This is a genomic window from Nannocystis pusilla (genome assembly GCF_020073745.1).
GTDB lineage: Bacteria > Myxococcota_A > Polyangia > Nannocystales > Nannocystaceae > Nannocystis > Nannocystis radixulma.
Map to the genome: position 1 here is coordinate 72,618 of NZ_JAIRAU010000008.1, position 23,622 is coordinate 96,239.

Genomic DNA, 23,622 nt, shown 5'->3' on the forward strand with positions numbered 1-23,622 from the left:
ACTAAAATCGAGAGTCAGGAGCCCCGCCTTGGCCACCATCTCCTTTCCAGGCACCCAACAGCAGCTCGAACAACTCGTCAGCAGTCTTGGGATCGATGGCGATTGGACGGATTCGGGTTCAAACCGTCATTTCACAAGCAAGCCGCTCGGCGGGATCATGTGCTACTCCCCGAGCACAAACAACATCTGGTTTCAGGGCAAGGCGGCCGGGAAAGCCGCGCTCGAACAAGCTTTGACGGCGGCGCTCCGTGGCCCGCTGCCGCCGGTAGCCGGAAGTCCGCCTCCGCCACTGGGTAGCGCGGGCCCTGCGCAACCTGTCGCCAACGGAACTCGCATCTTCGTGGTTCACGGCCACGATGAGCAGGCGCGGGACCAACTTGAACTGGTGCTTCACAAGCTCGGGTTGGAGCCTTTTGTGCTCCAGAACAGTGGCGGAGGCGGCTTGACGATCATCGAAGCTCTTGAAAAGGAGATCGCTACTCCTAATCGCACACATTTCGGAATCGTGCTGATGACGCCCGATGACATGGGGTACTCTGCTAAGGATGGGGCCTCTGCTGCCGCCCCGCGAGCTCGGCAGAATGTCGTACTTGAGATGGGCATGATGATTGCGGCATTGACGCGGTCTAAGGTTGCTATCCTGAAGAAGGGGCATCTTGAGACGCCTTCTGATGCCGCCGGCATCCTGTACAAGGGCTTCAACATGCACGTGAAAGAGGTTGTACCTTGGCTGGTCGATCGGCTGCGACATGCCGGCATCAATGTTTCGGCCGATTTGGTCACTCGCGCCTCCGCATAGGAGCGCCGGATGCACGTCGATGAAGTCAATACCGGACGTTCCCAAGTCGAGCTCTTCACAGACGGAGCTTGCTCGGGAAATCCGGGACCGGGGGGATGGGCCTACATCCTTCGGCATTCTCGAACTGGAACGGAGATCGAGGCTTCGGGCGGCGAAGCCGCGACGACCAACCAGCGAATGGAACTCACCGCTGCTCTCAAGGGGTTGGAGGCGTTGAAGTTGCCTTGCGCCGTTACCCTATACTCCGATTCGCAGTATGTCACGAAAGGTATAACGGAATGGCTGCCCAATTGGCAGGCAAATGGGTGGAGATCGGCAAATCGGAAGCCGGTAAAGAATCAAGACTTGTGGATGTCCGTGGCGGGCATGTTGGCCCGCCATATAGTCAAGCCGGTCTGGGTGCGCGGACACTCGGGTCATCCGGAGAACGAACGGTGCGACAAATTAGCCGTCGCGGCGGCCCGCAAATTCGCGCTTTGAAGACAGCTAGGCTTCGGATACTCGGAAGGCGGTTAGGTTGGTATCCCCATGGGCCTTCCCAGTACGGTTCCACGTATCCGTCCGACGTAGTGCGTCGTGACCGGCCTCCGCCGAGGCTCTACAAGGGCTCGCGGAGGATCGATGACCTCGAAGAAGAACGACGACTCGGACACGCGCGGCGCGGTCGTGGTGCAGCCCAGAACACCGCCTCGAGGAAGCTTCTCGTTGCTGCTGCCCCCCAACATGGTGTGGGAGGAGCACCCCGTGGCGGGTGGGATCCGACTGGACTTTCGGATTGCGACGGCGAAGGACATCGTAAAGCGGATCCGGGAGCGAGGTGATGGGTGAAGGCGCTCGAGACGAGCTCCGTATGGCGGGAGCGGGTCGAGGCATGGGCCCGGAGCGGCCTGACGTGCAAGGAGTACGCGGCGAAGATCGGCGTCAACCCGCATACGCTCGCAGGCTGGCGGTGGAAGCTGCGACGGCGGACAGCGGCAACCGCATCGACGAAGACTCGCGCGCCGGCCGCTGATCTCGTCGACGTGACGGAGCAGGTCGCGGCTGCGCTGGCGAAAGAGGTCGGAGTCATCGAGGTCGAGCTCGGCGGAGCGCTGGTCCGGGTCCGCGGCGAGGTCGACGCTGAGATGCTCGTACGATTGCTGAGCGCGATCGGAGGTCGTCGATGATCCCCTCAAACGTGCGGGTCTTCGTATGCCCGGAGCCGCAGGACATGCGGCGTGGCTTCGATCGGCTGGCGCTGACGGTCCGTGCAGAGATGGGCGGCGATCCGCGGAACGGTGCATTCTTCGTCTTCGTCAGCCGGCGCGGTGATCGGCTCAAGCTCTTGTGGTGGGACCAGACCGGCTACGCGCTGCTGTACAAGCGGCTGCATCGCGCGACGACGCAGGCGCCGAGAGCCACCGACGCGTCGCAGCGGGCGATCGAGATCGACCAACGCAGCCTCGCCGCGCTGCTCCGGGGCGTCCCGCGAGAGGCGGTGCGAAAACGCTCTTGACGTGGACGCGCGGATCCGTACAACGAGCGCGTGACCGAGGCCGAGGCCGAGCAACTCCGAGGAGAGCTCCACGCGCTGCGCGAGGCGCTTGCGAATGCGACCTCGGACCGAGAGCGGTACCGGGCGCTCTACATGCAGCTCCTGGAGCGCTGCCGGCTGCTCGAGCGAGGCATCGTCGTCGGACAGAAGGCGGAGCGTGACCGCGGTGGCGATGAGGCGCAGCTGTCGATGCAGCTGCTCGGCATGCTGCTGAGCCCGGACGAAGCCGAGGCGGTCGCCGAGGACGACGGTCTGGACGACGCGCTGAGCGACGCGCTCGACGAGGACGACGGCGCCGGCGACGGTGACGGTGACACCGGACCGCGTGACACGTGTGCACCGCGGCGGCCCCGTCGCGGGCGGCGCAAGCTGCCGGAGGCGCTGCCCCGGGTCGAGATCGAGGTCCTGCCGCCGGAGGTGCTGCAGGAGGGCCTGTCGAGCTTCCGGCGGATCGGCGAGGTCGTCAGCGAGGTGGTCGAGCGTCGTCCGGCCTCGCTGGTGGTCGCGCGAATCGTCCGGCCGAAGTTTGCCCGCAAGGACGATCCGGCGGAGACGATCGCAGAGCAGCTGGCCCAAGAGACAGCCGCGAGCCCGACCGTGGTGATCGCGCCGCCGCCGGAGCGGCCGATCGAGCGCGGCCTGGCCGGCCCCGGCCTCCTGGCGCACACGATCGTCCAGCGCTGGCAGGACCACATGCCGAGCAACCGCCAGGAGGCGATCTACGCCCGCGAGGGTCTCGTGCTCTCGCGCCAGACGATCTGCAGCTGGCATCAACAGCTCGCCGACCTCGTCGAACCGCTGGTCGAGGCGATGCTGGCCGACGCCTTCCGGTCGCCCTACCTCTGCGTCGACGCGACGGGGGTGCTCGTGCAGGCGTCCGAGCAGTGCCAGCGAGCTCACTTCTGGGTGCTGATAGCACCCGGCCGGCACGTGCTGTATCGATTCTCGCACAAGCACGACAGCGAGGCCGTCGATCGCCTGCTCGCGGGCTACGAGGGCTACCTCGTCGCCGACGCGCACTCGGTCTACGATCACCTCTACGCCCGTGACAGCGTCGTCGAAGTCGCGTGCTGGTCCCACTGTCGGCGCTATTTCTACAAGACGCTGGGCACCGAGCCGGAGCTGGCGAGGCACGCGCTCGGGCTGATCCGCAAGCTCTTCAAGGTCGAGGAGAAGCTCGCCGACGAGGCTCGCAAGAAGCGCGAGTCGGTGCGCCGGAAGGTCTCGGCGCCGATCGTCGACGCCTTCTTCGCATGGTGCGACACGCAGGCCGAGGCCGCCCTGGACGGCTCGCCGCTGGCCGCCGCGCTGACCTACGCTCGCAACCAGCGGGCGGCCCTGCGCCGTTTCCTCGACGACGGCCGCCTGCCCCTCGACAACAACATCTCCGAGCGCGCGCTCCGGCGCGAGGCCGTCGGCCGCAAAAACTGGCTCTTCGTCGGCAGCGACGACGGCGCGCGCGCCAACACCGTCTTCGTGTCCCTGCTCGCAAGCTGCCAGATGCACGCCATCGAGCCCCTCAGCTACCTCCGCGACCTCCTCTGCCTGCTGCCCTCCTGGCCGCGCTCCCGCGTCCTCGAGCTCGCCCCCGTCTCCTGGCGCGAGACGCTCCAGAAGCCAGAGGCTCAGCAGCGGCTCGCCGCCAACGTCTTCCGCCGTATCGCGCTCGGCGAGCATCCGCTCCCGGTGTAGCCGACCCGCCCCGCGTAGAGCGAGACGCAGTCAATCGGACGCATACGGTTCCACCACTCCACCAGGCCACCGGGAGCGACGCGAATCAGGGGCACGTCGACTCGTCCTTGTCCCAAGTAGTCGTTGAGCACCGGGAGCGCGTAGATCCGCTCTCGGACCACCATAAAGCCTAGGGGACGCCAGGCGAGCAGATCGCAGAGGGTGCCGACAAACCTCTGCTCGAACTCGAACACAGCGACATCCCGCATCATCCATGCGTCTTTGTCGGGGTGAACCCAGAAGTACACGAAGAGCCCGCCGGTGTCGGTCAACTTCTCGTCAAAGAAGAACGCGCGCATCTTCTCATCGCCCACCGTCCGAGGGGTGTGATCTTTCGCGGCGAGCAGATGCCCAAACACTGCCCTGATTACACGGCCCGCGTCGCATTCCACGCGAAGCGGCCAAGGTAGAGCGAGGATACTGCTCAGAGCGGCTTGGGTGCGCCTGCTGGTGTCGACTAGCTCTCGGTCAAAGCCAAGTCCTAGACGCTGATTGTTGCACGTGCCACACAGGGTTCGGAACTTAGTGCCGTTCTGCGAATACGTCGGTTGTCCGCCTGGGTTCAGGAGATAGACCCCTCGCACGGCGTTCGCCCTCTGCTTGCCTGTGATCTTTTGGAACAGGCTGCCCTGCGGCGGCACATGGTCCAGGCCGAGCTTGGCCGGCCGAGCCAAGCACAGATTACACTCGTCCGTGTCGGACCTCTTCGAGATGATCATGTGGCGCGGCGGCATGGGCCCGAACCTACCCCATCGTCTCGCCTGTGCCAAGCCCGCGGGGTCGGCACGGCGCAGGAGCACGCCCGCCGGAGCCGGGTCTCAGAACTGTCACCCATGTCTTGACTTCCACCCGAGGGTCGCCGGGACGGCCAAGCGGATCGACGGATAGTCACAGGTTTGGATAGACCCGAGGCGCCATGCAGGAATGGCCTCCCGGCGCGCCAGGTCGCCAAGGAGCTGGGGATTGTCAAGGGACGGGCCCGAACACCGAGCGGCGCTACCGGCAGATTCTCGCGGACGCAGGGCTGCTCGGCGGTGAGCCCGGCGCGCTGCCAGCCGCGATGAGGCGGAGTTCACTCGCCGCGCCGGCGCGGCCCGCTCATTGGGCTTCTCGCTTGCGCCCGACGCGCCGCCGAAGTAGACCACGAGCATGAACGAGTTCGACGAGCTTAAGGGGACCATCGACGTGTCCAAGGGAGTAGCGGCCGCGAACCCTCTCACCATCATGAAGGGGCTAGCGACCTTCTTCGGTCTCGAAACCAACGCAGCACACATGCAGAAGCTGGTCGCCCACGAGTACGAAGAGTTCGTCTTCGATACGCTGATGAGTCACACCCGGCGCCTCGACGACCTCGAGGCCAAGCTCCACCGGAACACGTGGACCATGGAAGAGGCACTCCGCGAGCACAACGAAAAGCTAGCCCAGCTTCAGGCGGTCTTCGACCTGTGGAACGAGAAAGTCGGGTCGCTCGGCGCCAAGCCGAGCGACCTCGCAGCGGTTCTGGAGGTGGGGTTTCGTGTGTGGAAGGAGAGCGCCGATGCCAAGAAGCGGAAGCTCCTCGGCAACGCCCTGCGCAACGCCTTCGACAAGGATCGCTACGAAGAGGGGCTGACGCTGCGTCTCATGGACCTTCTCGCCGAGCTTACCTATGGCGACATCCACACGCTCTCGCTTGCGCAGCAGAACCGAGTGACTTGGAAAGAGGCAAGGTCGACTCCCCCGGACGATGCGCCCAAGTGGCCGCTATGGCCTAACCCGGGCAGTCTCCTGGAGGACCACGCAAAGCGATTGGAAGCCCGCGGCCTAGTCATCGGAAGGGATTTTAGTTTAGACTACGCTCGAAACCCTACCCGCAAGGTCGCCAGCATGAACGTCAGGGGGCTGCGAGTTTCCACCGAGCTCGGCGACCGCCTTCTCGATCTCGTAGCCGAGCAAGAGGCCAGCCTCGGCGTCCCGGGTTGACGCTCATACCACGCGGGTGCGCTCCGGCAGGTTGCACGTCGACGGGCACGGCATCGACGCCAGCCGCATCCCGGCCCTGGTTCCTCGTCGTTGTTGCAGGCGGCGAGAGCCGCGAGACCGGCGAGCGCGAGACGGCGCATGATGTTCAGGCTAGCGCGTGCGGCGGTCGATGTCACTCGCCGGGGGCAAGGCCCCACGGCAACCTGCACGACGCCCTATCGATCTAACGCGGTACACCATCGGCCGCGCGTCCCTCCGCGCACGGCGCCGTGATACGTTGCCGACCCCTCGCGGCTCACCGCGCGGAGGAAGGAAGGGTATCGTGGAAACACAGGAAATCCGGGAATTTATGCTCGTAGGCCGGGTTCTGAGCAAGACCGCGGAGGCGGTCGAGATCGAAATCACCGCCGGCCTGGTTGCCGTGCTCAACCCCAAGGCGGCGCTCAAGATCGAGGAGTACACCGATCCAGCGACCGGCATCGGCGTGGCGAACATCTTTTTCAAGGCCGGCGAGGACATCACGGCGGCGCTGAGGCCGAAGGCTGAGAATTTCGTGGTTCGGGATAACCGCGTGCCGTTCGTCCTCGGCAACCTCCCGGTCACGATCCCCGACGCCGGCAACGAGACCGCGGGCAAGAGCGTGAGCAAGACCAAGAGTTGCTACAAGACGAACGAGACCACGGGTGACTGCGGGCCCGATGACCCCGCGCCGCAGCTCTCCGCTGGCTTCTTCTGATCGCATGCGAGTGGGCGGTCCATGCGCCGCCTGCTCGCCATACGCGCCATGACGACCACAGTCTTGATCATCGCCCCCGGCGACGACGTGCATGCGCTCGCCGTTCAGAGGCGGCTCGCGGAGATCACGGGCGGCCAAGGCCGCGCCGAGATCGTCGACCTCGCCACGTATCCGCTCGGGGGCGACCTATCCGTCTGGATCAACGCCGCGGGCGTCAAATCGTCGCTCGGCTGCATTGCACCGCTGCCACTGACCTATGGCCCGGACGTGGAAACACGACTCGTGCAGCGAGCGGCGTCGCGGGTCGATGCGAGCGAGATCCGGGCAGTCTGGTGGCGCCGTGCCCGGATGCCGCTCCCGCACGCGTACGCCGATCCGGCGCTCCGGGAATTCGCGCAGACGAACACGCACGCGCATCTGTGGTCGTTCTTCCTCTCGCTCCCGCCGTCGGTCCGCGTCGTGAACACGCTCGCGGCGGAAGCCCGCGCCGCGTACAAGCCCCTGCAACTACAGCTCGCGCGCGCGAGCGGCCTCGCGGTCCCTTGTACGCTCGTGACCAACAACACCGATCACGCCGCGGCATTCGTGCGCGAACAACAGGAGCACGGTCGCGGGTGCATCGCCAAGCAGCTCCGCACGACGCGAGCCGCCGGCTTTCTGACGCAGGAAGTCAGACCCGAGGACAGCGAGCGACTCGAGCAGGTCCGCGACGCGCCGGTCATCCTTCAGCAACGCTTGCGAGGAACGGACGTCCGCGTCGTCGTCGTGGGCTCCGCGGTGTTCGCCGCCTCTGAGACCGCGCACGCCCCGACGTCTGTCCCGGACATCCGTGCCACCCTGGACACGTCTTGCGCCCGGATCGAAGTCCCCGCCGACGTGAGACGCGCCCTGCTCCGGCTACACGCGGACCTTACCCTGTCCTTTGGGGCATACGACTTCATCCGCACCGACGACGGCGCGTGGTTCTTCCTCGAGGTCAACGCGACGGGGCAGTGGTTGTATGTCGAGGCCGCCGCTTCGCTGCCGATCGCGGAAGCGTTCGCGCGACTCCTGTGGGACGGCGTCGTGGAGGAGTCGGCGCTCCGACTCGCGCCGTACACCGACGCGGATCTCGAGGCGCTCCTGAGCCCGTTCCATGACGGCGTACTCGAGCGGGCTCGCGCCACGGCCCCGTCCAAGACACACCGCCTCGACGCGTAGGCCGAGGCCAGCGGCCCGTTTGCGCGACCTCGCGCTCGGCGCTATCATGCCAACCGTGCGGCCCTGGACGCTCTCTGTGCTGTTCCTGGCGCTCCCGGTGGAGCCTGCATGCAAGTCACCGCTGACGGCTCCGTCCGACGTTGACGGCTGCGCGGCCGAGCCTGTCCTCCCCCGCGACCTGGCGACGCCGGGAACCACGTTGATCTTGGGCGAGACTCACGGCACACGCGAGGTTCCGACCTTCGCCGGCGACCTCGCATGCCATGCACTCGCGCAGGGGCGGGCGCTGGTGCTCGCGCTCGAGATCCCAGCCAGCGAGCAGGCGCGGATCGATCGCTTCCTAGCGTCGTCGGGCGACGCGGCGGCCCACGCCGACCTCGTGTCGGGCGAGTTCTGGGCGTTCCCGATGCAGGACGGGCGGCGCAGTCAGGCGACCGTCGATCTGCTCGCGCGAGCGCAAGCCTGGGCCCGCGACAGGGCTCCGATCACGGTCGTGGCGTTCGATGCGGAAGTGCCACCCGCGGAGCGTGACGCAGCGATGGCGGAGCACCTGGCGGCGGCGCGCCGGGCGAAGCCGGAAGCCCTGTTCTTGGTCGTCACGGGTGGCCTTCATGCCGCGCGCGCCGCGTCGCCGGACTTCGAGCCGATGGCCGCTCGACTCGCGGCGTTAATCGACCCGTCACGGGTCGTGTCGCTGCGGCTCGCGCACGCGGGTGGCGCCGCGTGGCTGTGCACCGAGGAGTGCGGGCCGCACGAGATCGACGGACAGCGTCGGGGCCCCCGCTCGATCGAGCTGTTCGATCGGCTCACCGACGGGTTCGATGGTGAATTCTACGTCGGGCCGATCCACGCGTCCCCTCCGGCGGTCGAGGGGCGCTCCGGGATCGGCGGTTGAGGGGCAGGTCGCAGCCGACCTCGCGGGCACTGGCTGATCAGCATAGCCCACGTCCGCCGCGCGCAGGCCGTCGGCGTCGCCCGCGCGCGCTCGGCGCCAAAGGCTCGCCTCGCGGCTCGGGGGTACATGCCGACACTTGTGAGCGGTTTTGCGCCGTGCAAGAATGCGCATCAGGTCTCCATCCGGAAGTTCGCCATGAGCCGACGAAACCGAAAACTGGCGCTCACGCCGGTTCGACGGGGAAACCGTGTGCTTCCCGCCGCGGACGATCCGAGTTTGCCTGCGCTGGTGCCGCTCGAACGGCTGTCCGGGGCGCCGCACCGCTGGCCAACACCTCACGGGCTGCGAACGCGCTGGGCCGCCGCCACCGATGTCGGCGTGCGGCGTGACCACAACGAGGACGCATTCGCCATCGGTCCGGCGCTTGGGCTGTTTGTCGTATGCGACGGGGTCGGCGGGCGCTTGTCCGGGGAGGTCGCGTCGTCGATTCAGGAGTGGGTCCAGCGCGAAGCACAGACGTTGGCCGCAGCAGCCCGCTCGCCCCGCGATGTGCGAGCTGGAGCGGCTAGACCGGCTGTCCTGGCCAGCCCCGATGGCCCCACGCAGGCCACTGCCCGATGAACAGCGGGTCAGGGGTCGGAGGTCAAGTGCCCGCCGGGGCGCGCTCGTCGACCGCGACTCGCGCCCGCGCCACCTGTCGGAGCTGCCGCAGCGCGTTTGTCGCCGAGTGTTGCACGTGTGGTCGGTCAAAGTTCGGGCGTGGTTGGGCGTGTCCCTGGAGTTCGGTCTGCGCGCTCGAGCAACTCGGTCAGCAGGTCAACCATCGCTGGAAGGTCGTACACGGCCTCGATCGTGCGGCAGTGCGCAAGGCACCAACGCGCGTCGTTGGACGTGCACTCCGCCACGTATCGCTGCGGAAGCAGAACCCTGAGACGAGGGACTTGCTCACCTCCATCCTTGGCGGACGGCTTCAGGGCGGCAGCGTGCGTCTCGACCGCGTCGACAAACAACTCGAGTTCGGCCCGCATACCGTCGTCGAGCGGCGCGAGGGCCAGTGGACGCTTGCGGAGGACGTTCCGGAGCAGTCGTACGCGCGCGCTTCCCGTGTACAGCCTCCCCAGTCGAGCCTTGAGTTCGGCGACGGTGAGGACCGCCGAGCCAGCTCGGCGATAGCCTCGTTCCGTCCAAGCGTCACTGCCGAGCATCAGCGCGACTCGAGCCACGAGGAGCGCGAGCCCGACCCCGACGACGGACAGCGGTGAGACGATGACGAGGACCACCCAGTCAGGCGGGCGTGGCAATGTGGTTTCGGCGTATATGACGAAGCCCAGGAAGACGACGAGCGCGAGCGGGATAAGGGCAAGAACCGGACGCCGGCGGCAGTGTGCTACGAAGATGTGAATTGGCAGCATCGGCCAATCGCGCCGCTCGACGGGGAGTCCATCGCGGACTGCCTGCAGGGCGAGGAACTCCCATGTATACACGTAGGTCGCCACGACGAACCCTATCAAAAATACCACGAGTGCCGCGGCGCTCTGGCCGAGGAGCACGAAGGACATCAACATAGGGAGGACCATCACGGAGAAGGACTCTAGCAGGCCGCGCAGTGCCAGCAGACCGAGGTGCGCTGTGCTAGGAATCATCAGCGCGAACAGTGCCGGCGTCACCAGCAGGCCGACCACAATCGCTAGCTGGAGCGGTACAGGTGAGAATAGGCCGGCCACGATACCTGCGAGCAGACCGAGCAAGATTATCGACCTTCGCGCCGTTCGACCAACCGCGGCCGCTGTCGACGCCATCTCGAACAGGGTCTCTAGTTCGGGGCTATGTAGACGGCGGATGCGCGCTGCCGTGGCCAGGCGTTCTTGCTCGATCTTACCCGTGCGCGCCATGCGGAACAAGAAGCGACTAATATGCCGGCGTGCCGCCTCCGGTACACGGCCGAGCCTCGGGCACTGCTTGAACGCGAGGTCGTGCAGCAACTCGCTGTCGCTGTCGAAAGCAGCGAGACAGAAGCCCTCGGCGAAGCTGTTCGGCAATAGGCCGATGAGCTCCAGCGCGTACTTCCGGTCGATCCGCACGCCCGTCCTGTAGATGTGGACCAGCAAGGTCAAGCACTCACCGCGGATCTGGCGCGGCATGTCGTTGCCGTACGCGAACCCTGCCTCCAACAGACTCATAAGGTGAAAGAGGCGCGGCGGCCAGCGTAACCGTCTCGGAGGGTCCGAGTTCGTCAGGCGTTCCGCGGTCCAGGCGAGGGCCTCCGGTCCCGGTAGGTCGAGCTCTACGTCCGCAACGGGGACATCCAGCTCGAGCCGGCACGTCCGCAGAAACTCCTCAGCACGGGCGAGCAGCGGGTCCAACTCGGCGCGCCGGCTGCCCTGTAGCAGGACCACCGCCGCCTCGCGCCATCGACCGTCGAACAGCAAATCGTTGACAGGAACTCTATCGGGCTCTCGGAGAAGCACACATGTCGCGAAATATTCCTGCAGTCGGCGATGGCGGAAGCACGTACGGACCTCGTGGTCACGTTCCACGAGGAGCGCAAGCTCGAGGCGGGCGATCGCCTCGCTGGCTCGCGCGACGTCGCCAACGGGCAAACCATGACGCTCAAGGGCAGCCCCGATCGCTCGGTTGGTCGGCGCCTGGCCGAGTCCCGGTTCGGCTGACATGACGAAGGCGATATTCTCGGCGGCGAGGCGCAGCGCCTCCGCGCTGCCCTGATAGAGCTCGCGAAGTCTGCCCGCGTCGCGCTGGAACCGGAGCACGAGGTACTTCTTGAACAGCGAATGAATACTCTCTGGGAACTCGCGGTCGTTGCGGGTCACCTCGCAGAGCATCGTCAGCATGAGGGGGTTGTGGGCCCATTGCTGGATCTCGAGCCGGGCGGTCGCCAGCGTGTCCGTCAAGGAGCTCGCCTGCGCGGCCGTCAGCCCGAAGTTAGCGATGAACGTCCGGCGGCGTTCGTCGGACAGGGGCCGCAGGCGGAAGGAGACCAGCAGGCCATTCTTCGGTCCGTGGTAATGCCGTGTTGACACGACCACGCGGCACGTGCGTCTGGGATCGCGGTGGAGCGGGTCACAAAAATCGAGGATGGCCTCCGTGTACGCTCGCACCTCGACGTCTGCTTCGACGGCACCAAGTACCCCCGGGATCTCGTCGAATCCGTCGAGAAGGAGCAGCCAACCACCCCATAGCGTACCGTCATCGAACAAGTGCGCCGCCATGTCCATGTCATCATGGATGGCCTGAAGGACAGTCTCGCGTAGGCGGACGACCGGCTTACGGGCATCGGCCGCCATGTACTTGAGATTGACGTAGAGCGGCATCGGCAACGCACACTTCGGCTCGTGGTGGATCCGCTGCGCGAACGTGCGTTCGACTCTGCGCAGCGATACGGTCTTGCCCGAGCCCGGGTCGCCCTCAAGCAAGATGAAGCGCGCACGACTGGCCTCAAGCGCTGCCGTCAAGGACGACTCGAGGCGCATCTGGCCGTCCCGTGCGCCGCCCTTGCGGGTCCAGAACTTCCAGCGGGAGGCGAAGGGCCCCTCGGCCTCGACTTCCGCCTCGAGCTCGGTGTAGCGCGAACTGAGGCTCACCTCCAACGGCGGCGAGGTATCTCGGCCGAGGACCCTCGCTGCGAGCACCTCCCGCACGCGGACGAACTCGTCGGCCGGGTTGGTGGAGGAGCTGGGCCCAGCAAGGTGTGGCTTTCGAGACATGCGCGCCGCGACGGTGGCAGGGTACCGGAGCACCTCGACGGACGCGAGCTTTGCGATAGCTGTCGCTGGTGGGCGTGCGGCCGCCACGTGCGCCTGCCCGGGGCTCCTGCGCAACGCCGGGACCTGCGGTCGCCGAGCCTACCGGCGGCCTCGGCCAGTGGACGCGCCTCTGCTACCGCACCGCGGGCCCGAGGCAAGCCGCGCCGGCGCGCTCGGCTGCTGGCGCAAGCTGACGAGACCCCCGCGCGCGAGCTCACAGGGGTCCCGCATCTTGTCGGCGGCGCACCGCTGCCGCTGCATGCAGCTCGACGACTCGACGATCAGCGGAGAAGTTGCCAGGTCCGCACCGCACCGCCGTCGACGTCCCAGCGTCCGGGGGTGCGGGATCAGGGCGAGGAACACCCGCCCGGTACAGCGCCTCGCCGCGGGCTCGAGGGTCCGCAGCAGAGCGTCGGGTTCGTGGCCCAGCGAGGCGACGAAGAGCTTGTGTTGAGCTGACCCCAGGACCAGCTTGTTGAAGTCGTGGAGCGCGTCGCGGTGGCGCTGCGCCAGCTCCGACTCGACCTGCCACAGCCCATGCGCGCCTCCTGGCGCAGGCGCTGCCCCTGGCACATAGGACATGTCACTTCGGCCATGAGCTCGGCGATCTCGTCGAGCGTGCCGAAGCAGGAGCGGCGCATTTATGACTGAGAAGATGCGCTGGGCTTCAGCTACTCCTCGCCGCGCCCTGCCTTGATCATCGCTAACAGCCGTCTCCCCTTGTCGGTCCGACGGATTTTGAGCTCGCTCCGTGTTGCCTGCGTCCGATGTGTGATGAAGGCCAGCGGACCACCGACGCTCGGGCTGGGCTGCATCATCTCAACGAAATCGCCGCGGGCGAGCCGCTCGAAGGACTCGAGCTCGGGTCCGTGTGAGATGAGATCGATCTGCCGCATCAGGTTTCCCAACCCCGCGAGCGCCTCAATATCGGCAGGCACGAGCCGCGCGACGACCAGCGCGTCGAGGAGTTCCGGTCCGAAGCCAAAGGTATAGATTTCCGGCGCATAGGAGCCCCGTAAAGCCTGGATATAGAGCCGACGTAAGGGCCCCGTCGTCGACCCGTACGCGGCGGCGATGCTCGTCGCACCGACGACGACGTCCCGCAGGTCCGGCCTCGGATCGGAGCTTGAAGCCCATTTTTCATCGATGCGCGTCATCGCCTGCTGGCTGCCGTTCAGCTCAGCGAGAATCTCGACAACTACGCGGAGCTGCGTCGCGTTATACGCGACCTGCTTCGCCATCTCGAGCACGGCGTCGCGGGTGTCGGCGTCGGTGACCGACTTGAGCTTCTCCTCGGAGCTCTTGAAGAACTCGGCAATATGCCCGCCGCTGGCTTGATCGGCGAGCTCAGCGATCGCCTGCATGTCACCCCTGGTCGCCCGGAGCAGCTTTTGAACGAGGACCGGTAGCACCGCGCGATGATACCACTCTTTCGCCCCCGCGATCGTTCAATTTCTCGTCGTCGTCCATCTGACCCTGGCGAGAACCGCGTAGTGACGAGTTGGCCTCGAGGCGCTACCAGGCATCTCGGAGGCTCGCGAAGCGCGAGCGAGCAAGCTCGAGGAGGTGGTCGACAGCCTCAGCGCGGAGCGCGAGCAGTTGACGGCGGAGCGCGGAGGGGAGGAGGAGGACGAGGACGGGGCGCCTGTGTCGCAGCTCGCGCTGCAGGTCCTGGGTATGCTGCTAAGCTCCGACGATCCCGGGCCGACGACGACCAGCAGCTCCGGCAGTTCGGCGAGGCCGCCGACGCCGACAAGGGGTGTCGCCCGCAGCCGGACCGGATGCAGGCTCGGAACCGCGAGCCACCGCGGGCCGAAGAGCCGACCCTGGCTGACCTCGCGGCGGTCGAGGTTCTCTCTACGAGCGCCCGACGACGAACGAAGGCCATCGTAGGTCCCCGCGGGCCGGTACCGGCGGCTCCAGGGGGCGAGGTGAAGCTCCAGGTCGCTCTGCCGGCCGGTGGTCCGGATTGCGCGCCGATGGGGCACGCATACACGCGGTGCGGGAGCTGTAAGCACTTTTGGTTATCCCTTTGGCTCTTCGTACCGTTCGGCGGTAGCGGTCACAATATTATGCGCTTTGTTCATTCTGGCGACAGCTTCCGGCAGTCCTGGCTGTTCCGCGCGATCTTTTTCGATGTTTGTAAGAGCTTTCAGCAAGGTTATGGTGTCTCTCGCTCCGTCAGTCTTCAGGTTTTCTTCATGAACGTACACGAGATGGCCCCGGAGCGTATTATGCCCCATCGCAGCCATGATTCGCGGGAATCTTGAGAGCATCATCCCCATGTCCATGATGTACTGATAAGCCTCCTCATCGGTCATTGGGCCAATGCTTACACCGGGGTTGTTGAACAGTTCACTGAGCCGCATGGTGGTGGTCCTTTCGTTGGGACGCGGGGTGGTCCTTTTCGCGGGATGCGGTGATGATCCACCAAGAGTGAACAAACTTGAAGAGGTTTCGCGCGTTGCGAGCGAGCGATTTCGAGCACGACGCGGCCCGTGCTGCGGCGTGCACGTGGATCCGGCGCGAGTCCCGGGTGGGATCGCGGCCTCGCACGCCGGCGCCCGGTTCCGGCTTCGTTTCACGACGCGGTCGCCCGTCGTCGCAGGCGTCCTCGCTAGCCGAGCCGACCCGTGTGGCCAAGGCACGCGGTCAACCGGACGAGCAACACGATCGCCCGCGCGGCGCGGGGCAAGACGAAGGCGACGACCGGCCCGTGGGCTCATTCCCAGACGACCCGTGAGTCGGCGCGGCCGGGTACGAACACAACCTGGAGCGCCGATTTACCGCCAAGATGGCGAACACTTGACGACGCATGTGGTTATCGTGTGCACGGCACCGGGGCAAGCGCGCCTGCCCCATGCGGCACGGGACAATCGACTTGCGGGTTCGCAAGATGCGCAGGGGGATGCAAGCCGCGCCCGGGGCCGGCGCGAAGCGGCAGCCCCGGGGCTAGCCTCCTGGTGCCCCGACTGCCCCGCCCTTCGCGGCATTCGGTGTTCCAACCTGCGCAGATCGCCGTTCTGGGACCGAGCGCATTGGTGATAGGATGGCGAACACTTGACGACGCATGTGGTTGCTTGGCGCACGGCACGGGGCAAGGGCATGCCTGCCCTCCGAGTTGCGCGACAGTTGACCCCAGGCGCTGGTACTGTCCGAGTGCCAGGGGACCAGCATGCGGGAGAGGAAACGAGTAGTGCCCGACGATGGGCGCGTCCACGGCAAGGACCACGCCGACATCAAGGACCCCCTAGACGCCGTCGCTGCCAACGGTGACGAGGAGGAGGACGAGGGCGAGGACGCCGACGGCGACGACGCCGACGAGGAGGACGCCGACGAGGAGGACGCCGACGAGGTCGACGACGAGGACGCCGACGAGGAGGACGAGGATGCCGACGACGAGGACGCCGAGGACGACGAAGACGCCGACGCCGAGGACGACGAGGACGCCGACGCCGACGACGACGAGGACGCCGGCGACGATCCGTATCGCTTCCTCCTCGAGGAGGACGAAAACGCTCCGAACCTCGAAGCTATGCCCCTGAACCTGTTAGCGGGCCGGATCGAGATCTTCGACAAGCTCGCGGAGGGGGCCATGGGCGAGGTGTGGCGCGGGCGTCACCTGAAACTCGGGCGGCTCGTCGCGGTCAAGTTGCTCGACCACACGCTGAAGCTCCGCCCAGATGGACGGGCGCGCTTTCTACGCGAGGCGCGGGCACTCGCACAGCTCGACCACCCCAACGTCGTCCGCGTCTACGACTGTGACGAGTTGGCCGACGGGAACCTGTACCTCTGCATGGAGCTGCTCGACGGCGAGACGTTGCGGGACGTGTTCCAGCGCGGCAAGCCGCTCAGCGCGCTCGAGGTGATCGACATCGGTCGACAAGTCTGCGAGGCCGTGGGAGCCGCGCATGAGCAGGGCATCCTCCACCGCGACCTGACCCCGTCCAACATCATCCGCCTGCGCGGCACGGCGAGGACGATCAAGGTGATCGACTGGGGTTTGTGCAAGTACCTAGACCTCGTGTACCTGCGCCCCCTCGTAGAACCGGGGGCGCCGCCAGGGGCGCGCCTCGTGACGCCGCTCGGCGCTCGCTTCGGGACACCGGAGTATTTGGCGCCGGAGATGATCTTGCGGGAGAATCCAGGACCGCCGAGTTACCGCACCGACGTCTTTTCGCTCGGGGTCGTGCTGTACGAGCTACTCACGGGGCGCCACCCGTTTGCGCCTGGCGAGCGCCGGGAGCCGCGACCGATCTCCGAGGCGTTGCCTGACTTCAAGCACCAGGACCTCGAGGCAGCGCTGCGGCAAGCGCTGCGGTTCGAGCCCGAGAAGCGGACGCAGACGATGGCCGAGTTCCGCGAGGCGCTCGAGTTGGCCCGCGAGCGGGTTCTCGCGCATCGGCCGTCGGATGCCACGCTGCATGCGAGCTGCATCGGCGACGGCGAAGCCGCGGCGACGAGTTTCACGTCGCCGACACCCGAGGTCGCCGCGGCGGTGAGTGCTGCGGCACTGAGTCACGACGACGGCGCTCGCGTGCCCCGCCCTTCCGTCGAACAACCGCGGGAGATCGGGCGGCCACGGACAGCGGGGTCGATGACCATGTCCCTGTCGGCGCTCGTCGTGTTCATCGCCGGCGTGGCCACCGGCGTGCTCGGCTTGTTGATCGGGCAGCGACTTGGCGCGGTACAGCCCACGGTCGTGCTCGTGCGGGACACGGCTCCCATGCCACCCCCTCCGGTTGAGCCGAAGGAGGAGGCGCCACGGGTCGCTGCCGCATGCGAGAAGACCGCGGCGATCCCGACCCCGCTCGCGGCGATGCTGACCAAGCCGGTGATGACCCCCGCCGGGGACGAGCCGAGCTCGCGCGCCAGCTCGCCTCCACCGCTGGCGCCGAAGGAAGAGGCACCGCGGGGCGTTGCCGAGTCTGCGGAGCCCTCGGTCTTGGCGACCACCCGCGCCGAGAATACACGGCGCCCGCGCGCCAGCTCGTCGCCGCTGACGCCACCGACGTTCGCTGCCGTGATGGCCCAACAGGAGAAGAAAATCCGCGCCTGCATGAGCGAGACCGGCGTCACGGCGGCGTCCGTCACGGTGCAGATCCGGCACAAGGGCAAGGCGGTCGACGGGGTTCGCGTGCTCAAGATGAGCAAAGAGCATCCCTTTTCGGCCTGCGTCGACGACGTCGTCCGCAAGGCCAAGCCTCCGCCCGGCGCCAACATGATCGAGGACTTCACGTTCTCCGCGAAGTAGAGCTCCCATGCAGACGATGTACCTGTTCTCTGTCTTCCTCCTCGGGCCCGCCGACGCGCCTGCGAGCGACACGGCCCAGGTCGCGGCTCTTGTCGCCGCGGGTGAGGCGCACTTGCGGCGGGCCATGGACGCCGACGATCATCCGCCGGACGAGTTCGAGGGCGCCCACAAGAATTTCGAGGCCGCGTATCTCGCAGCCCAGGATCCGCAGTACCTCTGTCGCGCGCTCGCGGCGGCCGAGCTGGCGCTGCTGTCCGTCAAGTTCAGCGACGACCAGGAGCGGCTCTCGTGGGAGGAGCTCCGGCTCGAGGACCTGAACCGCCTGCAAGAGGACGCAAGGGAGAAGAAGCGCGCGAACTGCCGCTTTGACGCCGAAGGCAATCGGCCGCCGCCTCGGGTGGCGATACTCGACGACGCCGACCTTCCGGAGCCCGACGTGCCCTCGGCAGGCGCGCCGCCGGCACACGCGAGCACGACGCCGACGAGTCCGACGAACTCGAGCTCGACATCCGGCGCGCTCGCTGCCAGTGCGAGTGAGCCGCCGAAGCCAAATCAGGCGACGACGCGCAGCGTTCGGGCCAAGACGGTGTCGGGCTCGATCTTTACGGCGGCCGGCATCGGCTTGCTCGCAGGGAGCGCTGCCGTGGTCGGCTTTGGAGTGCTGCAGCGCGGGTGGGAAATGGAAGAGCTCGTCGGCTCTGCGAACGCCGAGCAACGCAAGTTCACGCCCGCCGAGTACGGGCGCTTCAACGAGCTCAGGGCCGAGCTCCTCCACGGCCGTGACGTCGCGATCGGCGTGGGCGTGGCCGGTCTGGTGAGCTTGGGCACCGGGATCGCGTTGCTCGTGACGCGCAAGAAAGCGCCGAGGGCTCGAGGTTATGCTCTCCACCCCTACGGGGGTCCGCGGGGGGCGGGTGCCGTGCTGCGGCTGGCGTTCTAGGCGAGGGGGGCGAACGATGCGGTTCTTGATGCTCATCCCAATCTTGGCCGCCGCCGTGAGCGGCTGCTATCAGGACCTTTTCGCCGCCGGGGACGGGCTGGCTCCGGACACCGAGCCGAGTTCGAGCTCGACGTCGACCTCCACGGGCGAGGTGATGCCGACGTCGTCCGCCGGCTCGGGCGTCCAAACCGTCACAGGTCCGGTCGATACGACTTCGACGACGCTCCCGGCGCCGGACACGACCTCCGATGTCCCCGAGCAGAACACCCCGCCGAAGATCGAGATGTTCGAGGCGAAGCCCAGCGCGCTCCACGAAGCCGGGACGACGCAGCTCTTCCTCGAGGCGAGCGAGGACGTGGTCAAGGTGCGTCTCTCGCGGAACGGGGTCGAGTTCGTCGAGCTCACGCCCGACGACTTCCCGTACACCTACGAGGTGCTGTCCGCGAAGTACAACGCCGACACGATCGACGTCGTGGTCGAGGATGCCGAAGGGCTGACGGCGAGCGCGGGCACGGAGCTGAAGGTGCTGCTCCCGAATGCAGGTGTGCAGAAGTGCCTCTTCGAGGACAAGACGGCCGCAGCCAGCTCGATCTCGGCGCTGGTCTACACCGAGGATGCGATCGTCGCCGCAGGCGTGCGCGACGACGGGAGCGGTGTCAAGGCGACGATCTGGAAACTCGACCCCGACCACTGCGAGGTCGTGCTGCCCGGATGGCCAAAAACGATGGGAGATTGGGCCGAGGACATGGACCTCGCATCCCTGCCCTCCGGCGCGGCGGCGCTGGCCGTCGATGAGGTCGGCAACCTGGCGCTCGGCATCAACCTGATCAAGGACGCCAAGCCGCAGCGCTACGTCGCTTTCCTGACGAAGGACGGCGCGCGCCTGTGGGAGAAGCTCGGGAAGTTCGGCGAGGAGGTCGCCGGCGTGGCGATCACCCCGAAAGCCGTAGTCGCTGTGGGCTGGGTGAGGACGAGCGAGAATCCGGTGCGCACGGACGCGATGATCTGGCAGCATCTCAACAGCGGCACAAGCGTCTGGCCGCAGACGCTTCGGGCTCCGTTCACGGACGACGAGTTCGACCATGACAAGCAAAACGTGTGGAGCGAGTGGGCCCGCGCTGTGCTTTACGAGCCCACGACCGATCTCCTCTATGTCGTCGGCGAGCGCGAACTCAGAGCCAGCGACGCCAATGTTTACGGCAGGGCCTTCGTCGCGCGTTACGTCTCGGCCGGTGGCCAGTTCGGCAAGCCTTGGACTTCGTCAGGCGCCGCCATTCCCCACGACGGCGCGAATGCAGCCGAGTTTTGCGGCGTCGATTTCTTGCTCGCGGGATGGGCCCGTGACGTGATCCCGGGTGCGACGCCACTACCGCTCACGATGAAGCTCAACCTCGGAGACTTCGGCCTCGGAGATTCACCGGACAGCTACTTCGCCGAGCCCTTGCAGTCGGCACAACTGCACGGCATTTCGTGCGACCGCGAGGGCAAGCTCGTCAACGCTGCGACTCGGACAGTGGGCTTCATGGATGCTCAGGTGTTCGCTTACGAACATCTGGATGGGCCACGAACATGGTATCAGAAAGGCGGCCCTGGCAATGACACCGCCCGGGCGCTGGACTGCGACGAGCGAGGGTTCTGTGGGTGGGGCGGCGCTCGTACCATCGACGGGAAGCTCGTCGCGGTGGTGCGGGTGCATCACCCGTAACGCTGTCACTGCGGGATCACGAGGCCGTCGCAGAGCGCGACGAGCTCGCTGATCGTGCTGGAAAAGAACTCCCCGTACTGTTTTTCACAGATCGAGCCGATCTTCCCATGATCGACGTTCTCGACGAGCGAGCGGAGCGGGTTCTTGTTGGGATTGAATTGGTCCGGGAGGCAGAGTTGACCGTAATCGACGTCAACATCGGTGGTCAGCACGAGAACGGCAAACGCGTCGTCGTCCTCGTGCTTCGCAGCACGAAGGGCCGCGATCCAAGAGTCGACGGTACCTGCCGAAGCCTCGTCGTAACCGTCATTGATGATCGTTACGACGAGAAGCGCATCGTCGCGGAGGAATCCCTCATTGCAGCCGCCTGCGCCGTTGAGCTCCGGGGTGAGAGCTTGGACGACCGCCTCAGCCGTGCGCTCGCCTCCCCCGATTCCCACCTGCGCAATGCACGCGAACGCTTTGCCAATCTCGGCCTCGTCCCTGGTGATGTAGCGGCGTCCCCCAGCGAGTTCGCAACGGCGGTTTGTAGCTTCCTTGCCAGCCGGGAAGGTAACGCCCGCGCCGATGGTCTTTGTGTCGCACGCGTCGAGCATGGCGCTGCACAGCGGGGGCGTCCCCTGCGGGTCACAACTTGTCGTGCACAAGCTACAATCGTCGATCCCCCAATAGCCGTCCTCCGCGACCAAGATATGGACGTCGAAGTTGGGGAACTGCGTCTCGATCGCCTCGATGAAGTCCGGGAAGGCCGCGATGAGCTGGTCCTGGTGATGCTGCATCGTGCCCGAGGCGTTGATCGAGAACAGGAAGTCGATCTTCCCCTGACAACCGATCGGGTGCTGCGGCCCGAAGTCGGGCATGGGCATGTCGAGCAGCGGGCCCGAGCTGCTCGAACTCGAGGAGGCTGCCGAGGTCGAGGTCGACTCGACGCCACGGGTCGAGCTGCCGCCGGAGCTCGTCGAGCTCCCCTCGGTCGTCGCCGATGGCGCCGTCGTGATCGTCGGCGTCCCAAAGCCGAGCGTGTCCGTCTCCCGGGGGGTGCAGGCGCACGCGAGCGCAAGCGCGGAAAGGAAAGGCCGGTGCAGTGGCCGCATGATGGTCAGCGTAGCGCAGACGAGCCGCCGCATCCAGTCCCGGGGGGGCCGTTGGGCGCCCCAGCGCTGGACAGCGTTGGTGTCGGCCTTCCGGGGGCGCGGCACCTCGCCCTTCGATCTCCCGGCGGTCAGTTGGCGAACCTTTACCGACGATCCGAGCGAGAGGCCCTCGGCGGCGAGGTCGTCGCAGGATCTTGGCGAGCTGGCCGCCCTCTGCTGCCCGACGCGCCCGAGCTGCCCCTCGCAGGCAACGAGGCTGACCGCTCGGCTTGGCCGCCATCACCGTCTTGCCCGCCAGATGCTAGAGCCCACCGAGAATTGCGTCAGGCGTTGGGTTCCGTAGCCATCCTGCAACGTCGTCGGCCAGAACATCGACGATCCGGCCAAGTACCTCGCATGTGTCTCCCGATTGCTCAGAAGAGCGTTGCGCCGTGAAGGCGCCGATAACTTCGCCGTCCTCCAATAGCCGCCCGATCAGCGTGATCGAGCTCGCGCCGGATTCATTGCTGCCCACACCTTCGACTCGCGTGAAACGCATCGCCAGCACGCGGCCGGGGACGCCTGAATGGTCTCCGACTAGGCGAATCGTGATATAGCGACGGGTCTCATCTGCAAGTTCCTCGAGCAATTCTTCCCCCAGGCGACAATCGTTTCGGACTTGCGAAGGTGCGCCGCTGTCAGGCCCGAAGCGGACCGACCGGACCACGGCAAGGCGCGCGCGTTGCTCGGGTGGAATTTTGCCCGCGCAGGCTACAGTGCCGAAGGCACCGACAAGGGCTGTGAGTAGAGCGAGAGATTTCATGGAGTGTCCTGGCTAGGGCCGCCTAACGCGGACGTGGGGGGCCCGTCAAGCGGGATAATGGCGCCGGCGCGGACACATCAGCCCCGCGACCGGCCTCCCGTCGCTGAGCTACCCGATCGACGTCCCACCCGGCCGCGCTGACCATGCCGCCGTCGCGTTCCTCGGCTGGGACGATCGCGCGGTTCGGGTCCTCGTCGTCCTCCTCGCCGAGGAGGAGGAAGAGGACGGCGACGAGGATGAGGGGAGAGGACGGCGACGAAGAGGAGCACGGCGACGAGGACGACCAGTGTTGGGCAGGATCAGGTCGACGGCGGTCGCGGCCTTGCTGCGGCCGGCCGGGCTGGTGCGCAAGCCCGACCTCGTAGGCGCGCCCCGCTAACGAGGCGCAACTCGGCTACCTGACGCGGCACTCGGCCTATGCCAGGGCGACACCGGCACCGACCACCGGCGACACCGAGACAACGGGGACGACGCGGGTGTCGTCCCCGCCCTGGGACATCGGTGTTCGTTGTCAGTGTGGGGACAGCGGTCCGTCGTGGCCAGTCTTGCTGTGAACCTACACCGGCGGTCAGTCTGTGATCACGAATCGGATCCGCGTTCCGTCCGGCAAGCCGTGGATTTCCTGGGCGATCGGGCCCCGGATCTGCATCCCGGTCACGGCGTCCTTCGCCGTCAGGTTGTCGACGGTGTACTCCCCCTGGAGCGTGAACAACAAGGTGGGGATCAAGCGCTGCGTCGGCTCCAGAACGCCATTTTTCTCCTGCCAGGCCGCCCCGAGAGGTCGCCCGGTCCAGTAGTCGCTGTCGTCCAGGATGACCGTGGCCCACCCCTCGAGATCATCGGCGAGCCACTCAAGAGCGGCGGTCTCCGGGTCGAACGCGTAGATCTTGCTGTCCTTGATGCAAAACTGTCCGCCGAAGATATCGTCTGCGAAGAACAGTACCCCTTCTGCCAAGTCACCATAGGTATCGCGCCAAAGCCGAGGATCGTTCCATCGGTTCAGGTTCAGGTCATCAGGCGAGCGCGATGCAGAGAAGACGCGGAGGGCGCGATTAAAGGCGAGCCATCCGTTCTTTCGGAGGTACAGATCTTCGAGTTCACCAAGCCGGTTGCCTGCGTGTCGTTGAACCCACGGGTCGAGGTAGGGAGGTTGTGGGGCGAGCACCTCTTCGGCTTGCTCGAGTAGTTGTTCGAGGCTGGACTTCACGA

At 66.5% G+C, this 23,622-nt stretch carries 19 protein-coding genes; 12 read left to right on the forward strand and 7 right to left on the reverse strand.

The annotated features are described in order from the left end of the window. Positions 1 to 28 precede the first annotated feature (28 nt). From K7C98_RS10115 to tnpC, 5 genes are all read left to right on the forward strand, one after another. A complete protein-coding gene (locus K7C98_RS10115; RefSeq protein ID WP_224191396.1) occupies positions 29 to 799 on the forward strand; it encodes a TIR domain-containing protein in 771 nt (256 codons plus the stop codon). Positions 800 to 808: 9 nt separating this feature from the next. Continuing rightward, positions 809 to 1,279: a ribonuclease HI gene (rnhA, locus tag K7C98_RS10120; protein WP_224191397.1), complete on the forward strand. Its 471-nt coding sequence runs from the start codon at positions 809 to 811 to the stop codon at positions 1,277 to 1,279. A 344-nt stretch (positions 1,280 to 1,623) separates the two neighbouring features. Next, positions 1,624 to 1,965, forward strand: a complete 342-nt coding sequence (tnpA, locus tag K7C98_RS10125; RefSeq protein ID WP_224191170.1) for an IS66 family insertion sequence element accessory protein TnpA — start codon at positions 1,624 to 1,626, stop codon at positions 1,963 to 1,965. Beyond that, positions 1,962 to 2,294: an IS66 family insertion sequence element accessory protein TnpB gene (tnpB, locus tag K7C98_RS10130; protein ID WP_224191171.1), complete on the forward strand. Its 333-nt coding sequence runs from the start codon at positions 1,962 to 1,964 to the stop codon at positions 2,292 to 2,294. Before tnpA ends, tnpB begins: the two co-directional genes overlap by 4 nt. Before the next feature lie 30 nt (positions 2,295 to 2,324). Beyond that, positions 2,325 to 4,025, forward strand: a complete 1,701-nt coding sequence (gene tnpC, locus K7C98_RS10135) for an IS66 family transposase (RefSeq protein WP_224191398.1) — start codon at positions 2,325 to 2,327, stop codon at positions 4,023 to 4,025. Here the strand turns inward: tnpC and K7C98_RS10140 are convergent. Then, the gene (locus K7C98_RS10140) at positions 3,959 to 4,798 is read right to left on the reverse strand and encodes a hypothetical protein (RefSeq protein WP_224191399.1); all 840 of its coding nucleotides are present in this window, start codon (positions 4,796 to 4,798) and stop codon (positions 3,959 to 3,961) included. The genes tnpC and K7C98_RS10140 overlap by 67 nt on opposite strands. A 415-nt stretch (positions 4,799 to 5,213) precedes the next feature. Between K7C98_RS10140 and K7C98_RS10145 the strand changes: the two genes are divergently transcribed. The 4 genes from K7C98_RS10145 (at position 5,214) to K7C98_RS10160 (ending at position 8,857) form a co-directional block, all read left to right on the forward strand. Continuing rightward, positions 5,214 to 6,026: a hypothetical protein gene (locus K7C98_RS10145; RefSeq protein WP_224191400.1), complete on the forward strand. Its 813-nt coding sequence runs from the start codon at positions 5,214 to 5,216 to the stop codon at positions 6,024 to 6,026. A gap of 322 nt (positions 6,027 to 6,348) precedes the next feature. Then, positions 6,349 to 6,762, forward strand: coding sequence for a hypothetical protein (locus tag K7C98_RS10150; protein ID WP_224191401.1), 414 nt, complete (start codon positions 6,349 to 6,351; stop codon positions 6,760 to 6,762). Between the two features lie 21 nt (positions 6,763 to 6,783). After that, the gene (locus K7C98_RS10155; protein ID WP_224191402.1) at positions 6,784 to 7,962 is read left to right on the forward strand and encodes a hypothetical protein; all 1,179 of its coding nucleotides are present in this window, start codon (positions 6,784 to 6,786) and stop codon (positions 7,960 to 7,962) included. 55 nt (positions 7,963 to 8,017) lie between these two features. Next, complete coding sequence (locus K7C98_RS10160; protein ID WP_224191403.1) at positions 8,018 to 8,857, forward strand: hypothetical protein; 840 nt, start codon at positions 8,018 to 8,020, stop codon at positions 8,855 to 8,857. A 746-nt stretch (positions 8,858 to 9,603) separates the two neighbouring features. Here the strand turns inward: K7C98_RS10160 and K7C98_RS10165 are convergent. From K7C98_RS10165 to K7C98_RS10175, 3 genes are all read right to left on the reverse strand, one after another. After that, positions 9,604 to 12,456 carry an NACHT domain-containing protein gene (locus K7C98_RS10165; protein WP_224191585.1) on the reverse strand — a complete coding sequence of 951 codons (2,853 nt, stop codon included), beginning with the start codon at positions 12,454 to 12,456 and terminating at the stop codon, positions 9,604 to 9,606. A gap of 833 nt (positions 12,457 to 13,289) precedes the next feature. Next, complete coding sequence (locus tag K7C98_RS10170) at positions 13,290 to 14,030, reverse strand: hypothetical protein (RefSeq protein WP_224191404.1); 741 nt, start codon at positions 14,028 to 14,030, stop codon at positions 13,290 to 13,292. A 612-nt stretch (positions 14,031 to 14,642) separates the two neighbouring features. Beyond that, positions 14,643 to 14,987 carry a hypothetical protein gene (locus K7C98_RS10175; protein WP_224191405.1) on the reverse strand — a complete coding sequence of 115 codons (345 nt, stop codon included), beginning with the start codon at positions 14,985 to 14,987 and terminating at the stop codon, positions 14,643 to 14,645. A gap of 806 nt (positions 14,988 to 15,793) precedes the next feature. Between K7C98_RS10175 and K7C98_RS10180 the strand changes: the two genes are divergently transcribed. The 3 genes from K7C98_RS10180 to K7C98_RS10190 are packed head-to-tail and all read left to right on the forward strand — an operon-like array spanning position 15,794 to position 20,517. After that, the gene (locus K7C98_RS10180; RefSeq protein ID WP_224191406.1) at positions 15,794 to 17,872 is read left to right on the forward strand and encodes a serine/threonine-protein kinase; all 2,079 of its coding nucleotides are present in this window, start codon (positions 15,794 to 15,796) and stop codon (positions 17,870 to 17,872) included. 7 nt (positions 17,873 to 17,879) lie between these two features. Next, complete coding sequence (locus K7C98_RS10185; protein ID WP_224191407.1) at positions 17,880 to 18,812, forward strand: hypothetical protein; 933 nt, start codon at positions 17,880 to 17,882, stop codon at positions 18,810 to 18,812. A gap of 43 nt (positions 18,813 to 18,855) precedes the next feature. Beyond that, a complete protein-coding gene (locus K7C98_RS10190; RefSeq protein WP_224191408.1) occupies positions 18,856 to 20,517 on the forward strand; it encodes a hypothetical protein in 1,662 nt (553 codons plus the stop codon). Positions 20,518 to 20,522: 5 nt separating this feature from the next. On the opposite strand, the gene K7C98_RS10195 is transcribed toward K7C98_RS10190, so the two are convergent. The 3 genes from K7C98_RS10195 to K7C98_RS10205 all read right to left on the reverse strand — a co-directional run bounded on the left by K7C98_RS10195 (position 20,523) and on the right by K7C98_RS10205 (position 23,620). Beyond that, on the reverse strand, positions 20,523 to 21,611 hold the full coding sequence (locus K7C98_RS10195; RefSeq protein WP_224191409.1) for a hypothetical protein: 1,089 nt from the start codon (positions 21,609 to 21,611) through the stop codon (positions 20,523 to 20,525). Between the two features lie 301 nt (positions 21,612 to 21,912). After that, positions 21,913 to 22,413, reverse strand: a complete 501-nt coding sequence (locus K7C98_RS10200; protein ID WP_224191410.1) for a hypothetical protein — start codon at positions 22,411 to 22,413, stop codon at positions 21,913 to 21,915. Between the two features lie 568 nt (positions 22,414 to 22,981). Then, positions 22,982 to 23,620, reverse strand: coding sequence for an SMI1/KNR4 family protein (locus K7C98_RS10205; RefSeq protein ID WP_224191411.1), 639 nt, complete (start codon positions 23,618 to 23,620; stop codon positions 22,982 to 22,984). Positions 23,621 to 23,622 lie beyond the last annotated feature (2 nt).

Excerpts from the sequence above, each read along its gene's own strand:
- rnhA (WP_224191397.1), top strand. The coding sequence starts at position 809 with ATGCACGTCGATGAAGTCAATACCGGACGTTCCCAAGTCGAGCTCTTC.
- K7C98_RS10180 (WP_224191406.1), top strand. The coding sequence starts at position 15,794 with ATGCGGGAGAGGAAACGAGTAGTGCCCGACGATGGGCGCGTCCACGGC.
- tnpB (WP_224191171.1), top strand. The coding sequence starts at position 1,962 with ATGATCCCCTCAAACGTGCGGGTCTTCGTATGCCCGGAGCCGCAGGAC.
- K7C98_RS10185 (WP_224191407.1), top strand. The coding sequence starts at position 17,880 with ATGCAGACGATGTACCTGTTCTCTGTCTTCCTCCTCGGGCCCGCCGAC.
- K7C98_RS10145 (WP_224191400.1), top strand. The coding sequence starts at position 5,214 with ATGAACGAGTTCGACGAGCTTAAGGGGACCATCGACGTGTCCAAGGGA.
- K7C98_RS10175 (WP_224191405.1), bottom strand. The coding sequence starts at position 14,987 with ATGCGGCTCAGTGAACTGTTCAACAACCCCGGTGTAAGCATTGGCCCA.
- K7C98_RS10195 (WP_224191409.1), bottom strand. The coding sequence starts at position 21,611 with ATGCGGCCACTGCACCGGCCTTTCCTTTCCGCGCTTGCGCTCGCGTGC.
- K7C98_RS10140 (WP_224191399.1), bottom strand. The coding sequence starts at position 4,798 with ATGCCGCCGCGCCACATGATCATCTCGAAGAGGTCCGACACGGACGAG.
- K7C98_RS10200 (WP_224191410.1), bottom strand. The coding sequence starts at position 22,413 with ATGAAATCTCTCGCTCTACTCACAGCCCTTGTCGGTGCCTTCGGCACT.
- K7C98_RS10155 (WP_224191402.1), top strand. The coding sequence starts at position 6,784 with ATGCGCCGCCTGCTCGCCATACGCGCCATGACGACCACAGTCTTGATC.